At 42.2% G+C, this 12,981-nt stretch carries 14 protein-coding genes; 6 read left to right on the forward strand and 8 right to left on the reverse strand.

Features of this window, described 5'->3' with window-relative positions:
• The first annotated feature begins 308 nt into the window (after window positions 1-308).
• The gene (locus tag AE2B122_RS17675) at window positions 309-482 is read left to right on the forward strand and encodes a hypothetical protein (RefSeq protein WP_175074920.1); all 174 of its coding nucleotides are present in this window, start codon (window positions 309-311) and stop codon (window positions 480-482) included.
• 33 nt (window positions 483-515) lie between these two features.
• Here AE2B122_RS17675 and AE2B122_RS17680 read toward each other — a convergent pair whose 3' ends face one another.
• The 4 genes from AE2B122_RS17680 to solA all read right to left on the reverse strand — a co-directional run bounded on the left by AE2B122_RS17680 (window position 516) and on the right by solA (window position 4,505).
• The gene (locus tag AE2B122_RS17680) at window positions 516-1,295 is read right to left on the reverse strand and encodes a nucleotidyltransferase domain-containing protein (protein ID WP_175074921.1); all 780 of its coding nucleotides are present in this window, start codon (window positions 1,293-1,295) and stop codon (window positions 516-518) included.
• An 88-nt stretch (window positions 1,296-1,383) separates the two neighbouring features.
• Entirely contained in the window at window positions 1,384-2,865 is a 1,482-nt protein-coding gene (locus AE2B122_RS17685) for a murein hydrolase activator EnvC (RefSeq protein ID WP_175074922.1), read from the reverse strand.
• A gap of 209 nt (window positions 2,866-3,074) precedes the next feature.
• The gene (locus AE2B122_RS17690; protein WP_175074923.1) at window positions 3,075-3,245 is read right to left on the reverse strand and encodes a hypothetical protein; all 171 of its coding nucleotides are present in this window, start codon (window positions 3,243-3,245) and stop codon (window positions 3,075-3,077) included.
• Window positions 3,246-3,383: 138 nt separating this feature from the next.
• On the reverse strand, window positions 3,384-4,505 hold the full coding sequence (gene solA / locus AE2B122_RS17695; protein WP_175074924.1) for an N-methyl-L-tryptophan oxidase: 1,122 nt from the start codon (window positions 4,503-4,505) through the stop codon (window positions 3,384-3,386).
• Window positions 4,506-4,691: 186 nt separating this feature from the next.
• On the opposite strand from solA, the gene AE2B122_RS17700 reads away from it, so the two are divergent.
• From AE2B122_RS17700 to AE2B122_RS17710, 3 genes are all read left to right on the forward strand, one after another.
• A complete protein-coding gene (locus AE2B122_RS17700) occupies window positions 4,692-4,841 on the forward strand; it encodes a hypothetical protein (RefSeq protein ID WP_175074925.1) in 150 nt (49 codons plus the stop codon).
• A 111-nt stretch (window positions 4,842-4,952) separates the two neighbouring features.
• Window positions 4,953-5,231 (forward strand): hypothetical protein, encoded by a 279-nt coding sequence (locus tag AE2B122_RS17705; RefSeq protein WP_095217379.1) that lies wholly within the window; start codon window positions 4,953-4,955, stop codon window positions 5,229-5,231.
• A 100-nt stretch (window positions 5,232-5,331) separates the two neighbouring features.
• On the forward strand, window positions 5,332-5,721 hold the full coding sequence (locus tag AE2B122_RS17710) for a hypothetical protein (RefSeq protein ID WP_095217378.1): 390 nt from the start codon (window positions 5,332-5,334) through the stop codon (window positions 5,719-5,721).
• Between the two features lie 30 nt (window positions 5,722-5,751).
• On the opposite strand, the gene AE2B122_RS17715 is transcribed toward AE2B122_RS17710, so the two are convergent.
• Complete coding sequence (locus tag AE2B122_RS17715; RefSeq protein ID WP_095217377.1) at window positions 5,752-6,405, reverse strand: reverse transcriptase-like protein; 654 nt, start codon at window positions 6,403-6,405, stop codon at window positions 5,752-5,754.
• Between the two features lie 156 nt (window positions 6,406-6,561).
• Between AE2B122_RS17715 and guaC the strand changes: the two genes are divergently transcribed.
• Together guaC and AE2B122_RS17725 are read left to right on the forward strand one after the other, a co-directional pair.
• Complete coding sequence (gene guaC, locus AE2B122_RS17720; protein ID WP_095217376.1) at window positions 6,562-7,545, forward strand: GMP reductase; 984 nt, start codon at window positions 6,562-6,564, stop codon at window positions 7,543-7,545.
• Between the two features lie 219 nt (window positions 7,546-7,764).
• Complete coding sequence (locus AE2B122_RS17725; RefSeq protein ID WP_095217375.1) at window positions 7,765-8,088, forward strand: antibiotic biosynthesis monooxygenase; 324 nt, start codon at window positions 7,765-7,767, stop codon at window positions 8,086-8,088.
• A gap of 36 nt (window positions 8,089-8,124) precedes the next feature.
• On the opposite strand, the gene AE2B122_RS17730 is transcribed toward AE2B122_RS17725, so the two are convergent.
• From AE2B122_RS17730 to AE2B122_RS17740, 3 genes are read right to left on the reverse strand one after another with little or no spacing between them, the layout of a single operon-like run.
• Window positions 8,125-11,166 carry a glycoside hydrolase family 2 TIM barrel-domain containing protein gene (locus AE2B122_RS17730; protein WP_175074926.1) on the reverse strand — a complete coding sequence of 1,014 codons (3,042 nt, stop codon included), beginning with the start codon at window positions 11,164-11,166 and terminating at the stop codon, window positions 8,125-8,127.
• A 24-nt stretch (window positions 11,167-11,190) separates the two neighbouring features.
• Complete coding sequence (locus AE2B122_RS17735; protein ID WP_095217373.1) at window positions 11,191-12,015, reverse strand: carbohydrate ABC transporter permease; 825 nt, start codon at window positions 12,013-12,015, stop codon at window positions 11,191-11,193.
• The gene (locus tag AE2B122_RS17740; protein ID WP_095217372.1) at window positions 12,012-12,947 is read right to left on the reverse strand and encodes a carbohydrate ABC transporter permease; all 936 of its coding nucleotides are present in this window, start codon (window positions 12,945-12,947) and stop codon (window positions 12,012-12,014) included. Before AE2B122_RS17740 ends, AE2B122_RS17735 begins: the two co-directional genes overlap by 4 nt.
• Between the last annotated feature and the right edge of the window lie 34 nt (window positions 12,948-12,981).

Raw genomic sequence — 12,981 nt, forward strand, 5'->3', positions numbered from 1 at the left:
AATTGTTTCGGAAGGCTTAATCTCTATCAGAACAACGTTTATCGAGTACATCGCTAAGTTAAACGTAAATAATTTACAATTTATACACAAATTGAAGTTAGGTTATAAAAATGAAATTCATTTTAACGAGTCCTTAAAGCAACTACTTTTTACCTAATTCCCCTTAGATGTCAGCTAATAAAATGCAGATTATACTAAATTGCCACAAAATTTTAACGGTATATTCTATTTAATTCATATACTTTCACTATTTCCTATGAGACAATATATTTAGAAACATAAATATGCTAGGTTAGGAAGTGGGTTCGATGCTCTACAAAATTGTCCGAGAAGCGAACGGAACGAAAACCTACCTAAAACATTCCAGTTCAACTTCAGAAATGCTGTTCCGCAGTGAAACGGACGCAAAAGATCTGATGCTGAAGCTTAATTCACAGACAAATAGCGATGTCCGGTGGTCGGTTCAAGCTAGTATAGATTAAAAGCCATATCCTAAGTGGATATGGCTTTTTCTTTTATGTATTTACACTAAATCCTTCTGTAACTATTTTTTGAAAAAGAGGATCAATTATCTGCCTTTCTTTTCCTTTTAAATGATTTTTTATAAAGGATTGTTCTTTTGCGAGCAGCTGAAGGATAGCTGCTGCCGCTTTCTGATGATTTGCTGGAGTGACATTTTCCAGGATTATTTTAAACTCGCTGAATATAGAGGAAGGCAGCAGCTGCTCTGCTCGTTTAAGACCAAGTTGTGCACGATCAGGCGCATAATGATGCAAAAGCATCCTGGACAGCGGATCAGTAACTTGCTGAAGCATGGCTGCTGCCCATGTACCATTTTCTCTCAGAGCAGCTTTCCGATACTGGAATAGGAACCATATCAGATCTATTACCTGGTTTCCGTATTCTTCATCTGACATCGTAAGTTTTTGTGTTCCTTTGAATTGATCCAGCAAGTGATCTGGATCATAAAGAACTCTAAAATGATCGCTTTGTTTGAACGTCTTTTCCGTTACGGTGAACAAATCCACATGAAGGAAGTCATCATAAACAACAATTAACTGTGGCGCGATAATAAATATATCTTCGTTATAAAGAACATCTTTGTATTTGGACAGCAAGGCCAATCTTTTTTTCATGAAGTTATCCAAATCATACTCTTCTACGAGACAATATAAATCTATATCAGAATATGCGTCCTGTTCCCCTCTCCCAAAAGATCCCTTCACAAATACTGCTTTAACTTCCTTTTGATTTGCAAGAATATCTACTAGTCTATTAAGTGCTGCTTCGTGCATCAGATCCCTCCTTTTACCATTTATTCCTCCCACTTTACACTAAACTAAAAGAAACTCCAACACCCTTTAGGAGTGTTGGAGTTTCTTTTTAGTTCAAATATGGTATTGGGTTCACTGCATTTGATTTACTGCCATTCCATGTACCTGTATGCAACTCGAAGTGTAGATGCTGTCCTTGAGACATGCCTGTATTCCCCATTGTTCCGATCTGCTGTCCTTGGGACACACGTTGACCTGCACTTACTTGCATAGACGTCAAGTGAGCATATACAGTCGTGTATGTTTTTCCATCAATAGAATGGCTCACAAAGATTACATTTCCGTAGCTAGAAGAATAGTAGGCTTGTGACACCGTACCAGAAGCAGCTGCCCAAATCGGCACATTTGATCCGCGTTTAGCAATATCGATTCCGTAATGGAATGTACCCCATCTTGGTCCAAAACCAGAAGTAATGCTGCCTGGTGCTGGAGTGATGAAATCACCACTGGACACAGGCGCTTTGGTTGTTTGCTGCTTCTGTTTTGGTGCAGGATTTGCCTGCTGTTTTGGCTTAGCTGATGATGCAGACTTAGAAGACGTTGACTCCGTTTCAACTGTTTGCTTTTTCTCAGCTATTTCTTTCTTTGGCTCTTGTTTTACTGTCGGCTCGCTATCAGCAGACGCAGAAGCTTTTTCTTGTTCCGCTTTGGCAGCCGCTTCTTTCTCAGCCGCTGCTACTCTAGCAGCTTCTTCCTGTTTCGCTTGCTCAGCACGCTGACGCTCTTCTTCCTTACGTGCTTCTTCCTCTGCCTTCTGCTTATCACGGTAAGCAACCTCTGCAGCAATAGCATCTTCCTGGGCTGCAAGCAATGCAGATTCCTCACTAAGACTAACAAGCTCCTCAGAAGTCAGCTCATATTCCTTCATTACATCTGCAATAAGCTTGTCCTTCTCTTCTTGCTGGTCCGTCAAAGTTTGCTTTGTCTCTTCTAAGACATCCGCCTGTTTCTCCACACGAACAAGCTTTGTTTGACGTTCTGATTTCTTAGATTCAACATCTTTCAGATCCTGCTGCTGGGCTTCCATCAATTCCTGATCGGCTCCCATGATAGTGCTTACCGCATCGACACGGTTAAGGAAATCTGAAAAACTCTTGGATTCCATAATAACATCCAAGTATTTCACCTGACCGCCGCTTTTCTGTAAAGAATGAATCCGATCCTTCAGCAAACCGTGACGCTCTTCAATCCGAACCTCCAGGTCAGCAATTTCTTTTTTCAATGTATCGATATCTGTTTCCAAACTGGAAATTTCAGACTCTGTATCTACTAGCTTTGTATTTGTTTCACCGATTTTGCCATCGATTTTCTCCAACTCAGTACGGAGTTTTTCAGCAGCTGCTTGCAGGTCATCCTGCTTCTCTGTCTTTTCTGATTGCTGCTCTTCATTCTCCGATTTTTTCCGTTCGACTTCATCTCTTTGTTCATCTAAATCTTCATAGGCATAAGCAACATTACTAGATACCGGCAAGACTAGTGCAGCAGTTCCGATCACTGCAGCCAAACCGATATGCAGCCATTTTTTTTTCAAATCCTTTCCCCCTGTGAATCTATTTATTGGTTTTTCATCGCCTAGTATGATTAATCTGTCATGAAATAGAAAATAAAGTAATCTCCGGAAATAGTATACTATACGAAAGTGTGACAAAACATTACAATATTATTTCAAATTTTCACCGCTAATTGGTACGCTTTCCTGCAGAAAGTAAAAAAGCATGCACGATAATTGTGCATGCTCTGTCATAAAACAAATAATACGATAAATGACACGATATAAATGAATGCTAATAATAACCCCAAAATCAAGAAAGGCACCCTCATCTGCTTACTCTTTACAGCCCCATATATCAAGAGACCGACAGTAAGCAAGGCCACCGCCAAGATCAGAATCAAACGCACGCTTGGTGGCATGATACAGCATCTCCTTACAAAAAAATAAAATATATTCCTTTATTATAACATGCTAGAAAGGCACACTGCTTTGATTTATGTCCATTCTTTAACAAATGTGACCCTATAATAGTAAGAATAACTCCTTCTATCTTATATCTATATGAATCTATTTAAACGAAAAGGCCCCATATCCACCGTTAGTTCTTTCTCCATTGCCATCTCACTCAGAACCTCACCTACTGCACTGGCGAATTTGAATCCATGGCCGGAAAAACCGAGTGCGAACATGACTTCAGGGTAGTCCGGATGATAATCAATAATAAAATCTTCGTCAGGTGTGATGCTGTACATGCATGTTTTGCCCTCTCTCAGCTGAAATGAACCGCCACCCATAAATCGAGTTAAGAAGCCCAGCAGTTCTTCTGCGTCGCCATCATGGAAATCCGGTCCCTTCTGATCTGGATGTATCGCCAAGCCAGTGTCATGGCGACCGATTTTTAATCCTGTCCCGCTGATATCCGGAAATCCATAATAAGTACCCATATCCGTATCAAAGCTAAAACAAGGGAATTTGTCTTCTTGAAAAGGAGCATCGGCATGTAGCCAAGCGAATGTTTTCCGAGTTACTGTAATCGGCAGCTGCAGCCCGAGCTGCGACAATACATCTCCCCCCCATGCTCCAGCTGTTACAATCAGCTTCTTTCCTCTATGTATCTCATTCTTAGTCTTCACTTCAATACTGCCTTCTTTTATTTGTAACTCTTCCACTCGCTGACCTCCTGCAAGAACGGCTCCATATGAAGCAGCGAGCTCTGCGTATCCAGCCAAAATTGGATACGTACGCAAATAACCAGCATTTTTTTCATAAGCCCCAATATAATCGGCAGGTATAGTCAAACCTGACCAACGTTTTTTCATTAAATCTGAACTAAGTTCTTCCACGTGAAGATCATATCTTTCCCCGCTCTTAAGAACATTTTGTATAAATGGGCTCGATTCCGGACCGCAATTCAAAACTCCTGTTTCAAAAAATATGTCCTTTCCGAGCTCCTGCTCTAAATCCTTCCATAATTCTCTAGATCGGAGAGCAAATGGCACATAAGCCTCGCCTTCGCCATATGCATGACGGATAATCCTTGTTTCCCCATGGTGGCTCCCGTGGATATGAGGAGGATGGTAGCTGTCCACCATCAATACTTTCTGACCTTGCTTTGCCAGCTGGTAACCTGCACTCATCCCCATTGATCCAGCTCCGAGAATGATGATGTCATATAGCATGCTTATCACCTCATCTTTTAAATAAATTAAGCATATCGAAAGAGGAGTTGGCGGACAACCTCTAGAAAGATATTAGTTCCGGAAAAACAGGCAGCAATTTACCTAGTATAAAGGATGTGATTATGTGCCATTATACTGGAAGTGTTAACAATACAAGGTAGTAGAGAAAACCTATGGAGAAGGAGTATGGACAAAATGGATTCCCAATTGGACAAAGCTATTCAATATATTGATAAAGTCCTTGCGGAAGGTCTTTTTGACCCGATGTCACGACAAGAAATGCTGGAAACCAAACAAAGGCTGGAACGAGCAATAAATCAGGAGAAAAGTCCCTAAAACGGCTCTAAACCAGCTTTTAAGGACTTACTGACACTGGTTGAATTAACAGAAACTATCCATTATAGTTATTTCTGACATTATTTTACCTTAGTCAGGAGCGATTTTTTAATGGAACCACAACAAAGAGACCATCAAAGCAATGGTCAAATGAGAATCATGCAATGGGTATGGACATTAGTATTGACAGGTATTCCGATTGTCAACATCATCATGCTGATCATCTGGGCAGCTGATCGTGCCAATCCAAGAAGGAACTTTGCCATTGCCACATTTATCGTAATGGCCGCAGTTATCGTAATTTATTTCATTGTCTTCATGATTTTCATGATTCTCGGTGTTGCACTATTTGAATCAGATCCAACGTATTCCGACACATACTATTATTGAGAACTTGTCAGAATGTTAACAATTCTACTGCTAGACTTCTAAAATCTGCGAAAATATCATATGATAGAGGTTGCAGACAATAATAGAGGAGTTTTTAGTCGTGACAGTACTTACGAAAACCGAAAGTCTGGATAAAGTTCTTGCTGAGATGAACATGCGTTCTAAGAAGAAGCGTGCTCGTAAGAAATTCATCAAGCAGGCAATTCAACAGCTGGCAACTGAAAACGAAACAGCTGTAGCGGAAACGCCGCTAGTCGAGACAAAAGCAGCATATGCTTATGATAAGCTTCCTGTAGGATTCATGATTAAGATCGGAAAACAGCATTTCTCTGAGGAAGCTATCTTCCGTTTCTATTACAATCAGAACCATCCTGAGGAGTATAAAAACAAAGAATTGCTGACAGAACGTTTCCAGACATTAGTGGAAGCAGCATCTGGTTCAACCAAGACTAGTTTGATTGAAGCTCTAGATCAACAGACTTCCAAATAAAAATGACCGCTCAAGCTTTTGCTTGGGCGGTTATTTTTGTATTGTGCTGTCTATTTGAATACTTTTCAAAGCCTGGCTCGCGAGCTGATCCGCTTCCTTGTTTTGCTTTCTATCCACATGGACATATTGCACCGTTAATCCAATTTTCTTCACCACATCGTCCACTTTGTCTGCCCAATATTTTAGTTCTTTTTCATAAACAGGCCACTCATCCGACATCTGATTGACGACGGTGCGGGAATCTGTATATACCTCGATATCCTGGGCTTTCACTCCTAGTTCCGACAAAACACCTATAGCAAAATGCAGTGCTGCATATTCTGCTTCGTTATTTGAGATAAGTTGTTCCATCTCTTGATTGCGACGCAAACGGTACTTCTTCTGATTTTGTTCGTAATGAATAACACAGCCAAGACCACCTCTGCCCGTTTCTTTATCAAAACCGCCATCCACATACATGCGGACATTATGCGGCTCCGTTTCCAGTTCTTTCATATAGCTGCGTAATTCTTTTATAGTCCATTCTGTCTCATATTGATCTAAGAGTTCTATTTGAGGTACTCTCCCGCTTTGCTGCATATCTTCCATCAGTAACAGCGCAGCACCTGGTGGCAAATAATCAGATAAGAATTCCGCTTCCGTCCCTTTAGGTGTGCGATATGTCATCTTCATACGTAGTTTCACTTTGTCACCCCTCTCTTCTATTCTACCCCATTTCTTTATATTTTTATTTTTTGAATAAAAACCTTTGCTTTGTTTTCTGAATTATTGTATAGTACCAAAGGGCGAACGAAATAAAAGTAACCACCAAAAATAATTCGTCTTTAGAGGGGTATAAACATGGAAAATGTATTTGATTACGAAGATATTCAATTAATTCCCGCAAAATGCGTAGTAGACAGCCGTTCAGAATGTGATACGACTGCTACACTTGGAAACCATACATTCCGTCTGCCAGTCGTACCGGCAAATATGCAGACTATCATTGACGAAAATATTGCCACTTATTTGGCTGAAAATAATTACTTCTATGTAATGCATCGATTTGAACCTGAGACAAGAGAAGCATTCATCAAAAAGATGCAGGAACAGAATCTGATTGCCTCCATTAGTGTCGGCGTTAAAGAAGAAGAATATGCTTTCGTTGAAGGACTTGCAAGCAAAGCTTTGATACCTGAATTTATTACGATTGATATCGCACACGGTCATTCCAATGCTGTTATCCGTATGATTCAACATATTAAGAAGCATTTGCCTGAGAGCTTTGTTATTGCTGGAAACGTCGGTACACCAGAAGCCGTTCGAGAGCTTGAGAACGCTGGTGCGGACGCAACAAAAGTAGGAATCGGGCCAGGTAAAGTTTGTATTACAAAAATCAAAACAGGCTTTGGAACTGGCGGCTGGCAGCTGGCAGCACTGCGCTGGTGTGCGAAAGCAGCAAGCAAACCAATCATCGCTGATGGCGGTATCCGTACACACGGTGACATTGCAAAATCAGTACGGTTCGGAGCATCTATGGTCATGATCGGCTCCTTGTTCGCCGGCCATGAGGAATCTCCTGGTGAGACGGTTGAAAAAGACGGCAAGCTTTACAAAGAATACTTCGGTTCTGCATCTGAATTCCAAAAAGGTGAAAAGCGCAACGTCGAAGGCAAGAAAATGTTCGTTGAGCACAAAGGATCTCTTCAGGATACCTTGACAGAAATGGAACAGGATCTTCAGTCTTCCATCTCTTATGCTGGCGGTACGAAATTAGAAGCAATTCGTAACGTTGATTATGTTGTTGTAAAAAATAGCATCTTCAATGGTGATAAAGTATATTGATAATGTGGGCTGTCGAGTTAATCCGACAGCCCTTTTTCATTTCATGGGGCCATACAGTTGACGCGTCAATCAGCTTTCTGAGCCAATGCTTCAGCTTCTATATAATCTCAATTCCATGCAAACAGAGCCCTCCCCATTACTGATAATCATTCTCATTGACTGTCACCTTGCTTTCTGGTAACTTTAAAGAAGAACGAGTTTTAATGAGGAGGAATTCCTATGTTTGTCAATCAAGTTATTTTCGAAGGTGCAGTCGACGCCCAAGATAAAATTATAAATAAAGTAAAGCATACGATGGAGGAGCTGACTGATGTAGCTGGCTTGTATTCAGCCGAATGCTGGAACAAAGATACAAAAAAAAGTGATACAGTCGCTTATGCTATCGTTACGAAATGGGATAAAAAAGCTGATTTCGTAGCATGGATTTCTCGTGAGTCTCATGTCGCAGAGCACCGTGCTATGCGTAAAGAGAAACAAGACAAAGATCCAGCACCAGTCATGACGAAAACATTACTGCAATATGAAGAAGCAAGCTTCGCATAATACAAAACCCCCTCTGCCTGAGCAGAGGGGGTTTCTTTATGCTCTTTTGATGGTAAAAGTGAAGCTGTGATCTCCATCAGAGGTTAGCGTATGTTCAGGATGTACCGGAGCTCCCCAGCTATCGTCTCCCCCTACACCCATCTGTTTACCGGAAACAGTCAGCACAGTATAGTGTACCGGCGGAAGTTCATAAGCATGGTTCGCTTGCTCAATCTCCAATGCTGTATGAGGAGATGCATTGCATGTAATCGGCATATTATCAGCATCCAGTTCTATCCCGCTGCCTTTTTCATTCGTAAGCTTAAGCCAGCGAACTCCCGTCCTTGTGCCCGATTCCTGTGGTCGGACATATGCAGTACCATTCGTTTGAACAGTATTCTGAAAGCGGCTGAGCCTCGCTCCGTGATTTCTATCTGCATAGTTCTCTTCCGGACCCTGTGCAAACCAGTCCAGATTGCTATATGCTGCAGACGTACGGAAAGTGAGGGCAAATGTCGGCAGATCTGGTAGACCTTCTGCCCCTTGGTACACTGCTTTCACACGGATAGCGCCATCTGGGAACACAGAATAGATAGTCTGTACTTGCAGCTTTTCTGCTATTGAAAAAGTATAGGTGAATGTCACATCCACTTGTTCTGTTCCGATATCCAAAGCTACATCCGTACACTTCCTTGCTACACTGGCTGCCAGCCAGATTCCGGCTGTATAGCTCTGCTGATATCCATTATCATTATCCGTGCTTGCACGCCAGAATGTCGGATGAGGTGGTGTCTCAATTAGTTCCTCTCCGTCATAACGAAGCGACGTCAAACTGCCAGCAGCTTTAGAGAACTGAACGCTGAAGTCATCAGCATGTACACCGATGTTCACATCACCTTCGACGACGCGGAGTTTACCCGTAACTTTAGGGGTTTTTGTTTTACTTTCCCAAACATATTGCCCGAATGCAATCTCGTATCCTGCATCTGCCCATAATGCTGCTTCACGCAGTCTCATGCTGGCATCGATTGTATATGTCCCAGGTTCTGCTAGAACGCTCGCTGGAATATCTATCTCGTATTCTGCTTGTTGACCAGCCGGAACACTCTGTTCAATGCTCTGTTCATAAGAGCTTTCCCCTTCTCTTCGCACTGTTAATACCAACTCATAAGCACTTGTATCAGCAAAGAGATTTTCATTGTGCAACACTATTTTCTTATCATCTATATCCAGCTTGATATTCTGATAAAGATATTTCACTTCCTGCATTTTCGGAGAAAGTTTACGATCGGCAAAGACAATGCCATTTGTACAGAAAATATAATCCGACGGTCGGTCATGGAAGTCACCGCCGTAAGCTAAGAATTCCTGCCCGTAACGATTCTTTTTCAGTAATGCCTGATCCATGTAATCCCAGATAAAACCGCCTTGGTACATCGGATAGACATTTTCCAAATTCGTATATTTGTACATCCCGCCTAACGAGTTGTTCATGGCATGGGAATATTCACAGCTGATAAATGGTTTCTCCGGATCATTTTCCAGATACTCTATAATGTCATCAACTTTGGCATACATCCGGCTTTCCATGTCACTTGCTTCGTCATACTCCCGCGCGTGGAACACACCCTCATAATGTACAAGCCTGCTCGGATCCTTTTCTCTGAAGTAGTTCGCCACATTGACGATGACTTCTCCAGCATATGATTCATTACCGCAGGACCAGATTAGAATTGATGGGTGGTTTTTATCCCGTTCCAACATAGATACAGCACGGTCCATAACGATATCTTGCCACTCAGGCAAATTGCCTGGGACGTTCCAGGAAGGCTCCACCTGTCCAAGCTTCTGCCAAGAACCGTGCGATTCCAGGTTCATTTCATCAATAACGTATAGACCATACTCATCACATAACTCATACCATCTAGTCTGGTTTGGATAATGAGAAGTCCGAACAGCATTGATATTGTGCTGCTTCATCGTTTTGATATCCCACAGCATATCCTCTTCGGTAACGACCCTTCCTGATCGTGCATTGAATTCATGTCGATTGACACCTTTGAAAACAACGCGCTTACCGTTCAAGCACATTACTTTGTCAATCATCTCGAAACGGCGGAAGCCGACGGTCTGCGGAATGACTTCGACAAGCTGTTCTTCCTCATTGAAAACTTGCAGGTAAAGAGAATATAAATTAGGATCTTCCGCACTCCATAGTTGCGGTGTTTCAACATTGAACGCAACGACAGCCGTCTGGTCTTGGAACAATCCTTCTGCTTCCTGCACCAAGCTGCCATGTTTGTCATATAGACTTCCTGTTATCCTCGCACCCGCAGGGATCGTATCCTGGAATAGCATAGCTGCCTTTAGGGATCCATTTGAATACGTATCATCCAACCTCGCTTGTACAGACAGATCAAAAACATGAAGCTCTGGTGTTGTATAAAGATACACATCACGGAAAATACCAGAAAATCGCCAGAAATCCTGGTCTTCTAGCCAGCTGCCTGTGCTGCGCTGATACACTTCTACCGCCAATTTGTTCTCGCCAGACTGGAGATAAGCTGTCAGGTCGAACGCAGCCGGTGTAAAACTATCCTCGCTATAGCCGACAAATTGACCATTCAGCCAAACGTAGAATGCAGACTCCACACCTTGGAACGAGATATACAGTGGCATGTTCTCCATATGCTTCGGTACGGTAAATTGTTTCACATAGCTGCCGACAGCATTATCCTCCATCGGCACTTGAGGCGGCCGGATATCATGAATTCCATCCCATGGATACATTGTGTTCACATATTGCGGTGTTCCATAGCCCTCCAATTGGATATGAGCTGGGACCGTAATGGAATCCCAACGGCTGCAGTCGTATGATGCATTGTAGAAATCCGCAGGCCGAGCACTAGGATTCTGAGCGTAATGGAATTTCCATTTCCCATTCAAGCTCTGGCGCCAAGGCATATCCTTCTTTACCTTAGCCTGTTCCAACGATTCAAAATACACATGATCGGAATGAGCAGGCACACGATTCACCGCGAACACACTCGTATCCGAAAGCCAATCCAAACTTGGAGTTACATTTGTATTGATTGTCATATTCTCTTCCTCCCTCTTTATCTGTTACTTCACGGAACCCATCATTCCTGCTACGAAATGCTTCTGCATAAAGAAGAATATAATCGCTGTCGGCATTGTAGCAATAACGATTGCCATCATGATCATGCCGTAATCCGGCGAGTAGCTGGAACCAAGATTAGAAATGAGCAATGGTATCGTTTGGTTTTCAGGAGATTGCAAGACAACTAGTGGCCAGAGGTAGTTATTCCAGCTAGCCATAAATGTAATAATGGCTGCAGCTGCATATGTCGTCTTCATCGTCGGTACATATATTCGGAAAAAGATGCCAATCTCCTTCAATCCATCAATCCGGCCCGCTTCCAAAATTTCTTTTGGAAACATCTTTGTACTTTGTCGGAAGAAGAAAATCAGAAATGCCGTGGTGATAGTCGGCAAAACAACCGCCGATAAAGTATCAATTCCGATAAACGGCAATACCGGTGTGATGCTACCGAACATACGGAACAAGGGCACCATCAAGGCAGCAAATGGAATCATCATGGACAGCAGCAAGATATTGAATACGATATCTTTTGCTTTGCTGCGGTAAATTTCAAATCCGTACCCCGCCAAAGACGCAATCAACAAGCTAAGAACTGTTGTAGCAACTGCAATAATGGCAGAGTTCGTTAATGCGGGTACCAAATCAACTGTTTGGAGCAGGTTCTTAAGGTTCTCAATAAAATGTCCACCCGGCAGCAATTTCCCCCTTGTTACGTCAGAAGATGTGTTTGTCATGCTGACAACCATCCAGTAAAACGGGAAGATAGAAATGATCGCACAGATGCTAAGGAACAGATAACCAATTACTTTGTTGGATAGTTTCATTTCTTTTCGCCTCCCGCTTTAAATTGGATGATCGAGAAGATAACGATCAGGATTACGATGGCATAAGATACAGTAGCAGCGTAACCAAAGTCAGGCGTATATTTAAAGGACAAGTTATAAATATATTGGGAAATGGTCATAGTCGAATTCCCTGGTCCGCCGGCTGTTATGTTCATGACCTCATCGAACAATTGCAGGGTTCCGATAGTCGATGTGATGGATGTAAATAATATGATTGGTTTTAGCATCGGAATGGTTATTTTGAAGAACTGCTGAATAGCGGAAGCTCCATCAATTTTTGCTGCTTCATAAATGGATTGATCCACGTTTTGAAGAGCAGATAGATAAAAGATCATATTGTAGCCAGTCCATCTCCATGTGATTGCCAATATAATAGTGATTTTCGCCCAAAACGGATCGGTCAGCCACTGGACAGGCTCAGAGACAAGATTGATTTTCATCAGCGTCATATTCACGATGCCATCTGGTGCAAACAAGTACTTGAACACAACTGAGTAAGCAACAAGAGACGTTACACAAGGTAAGAAAATGGCGGTACGAAAAAACCCTTTCCATTTCAGTGTCTTATTGTTCAGCACAACAGAGAGGAATAATGCCAGTAGAATCATGACTGGTACTTGAATGATCAAATAGATGACCGTATTCTTTACCGTTGTAAGAAACACAGGATCCTGGAATAGTCGGATATAATTCTCGAATCCGACGAATGACAGATTTACGCCTGTTCCAGATTGGAACGACATTATCAATGCTTGCACCATCGGGTAGAAATAGAAGATTCCAATTAACAGTGAGGCTACGGCAACGAATGACCAGCCGATCAATGTATTTTTTAGTCGGAGAGAACGAGCTGGACGCGGTGCTGGTTTTTTTGCAAGTTTTTCCGGTCCGAGTTTTTCAGGGATGTTCATAAATTTGGACTCCTTTCTAAAGAAGCCCCGGGAG

This window comes from Terribacillus sp. AE2B 122 (assembly GCF_902497585.1).
Classification (GTDB): Bacteria; Bacillota; Bacilli; order Bacillales; family Amphibacillaceae; genus Terribacillus; species Terribacillus saccharophilus_A.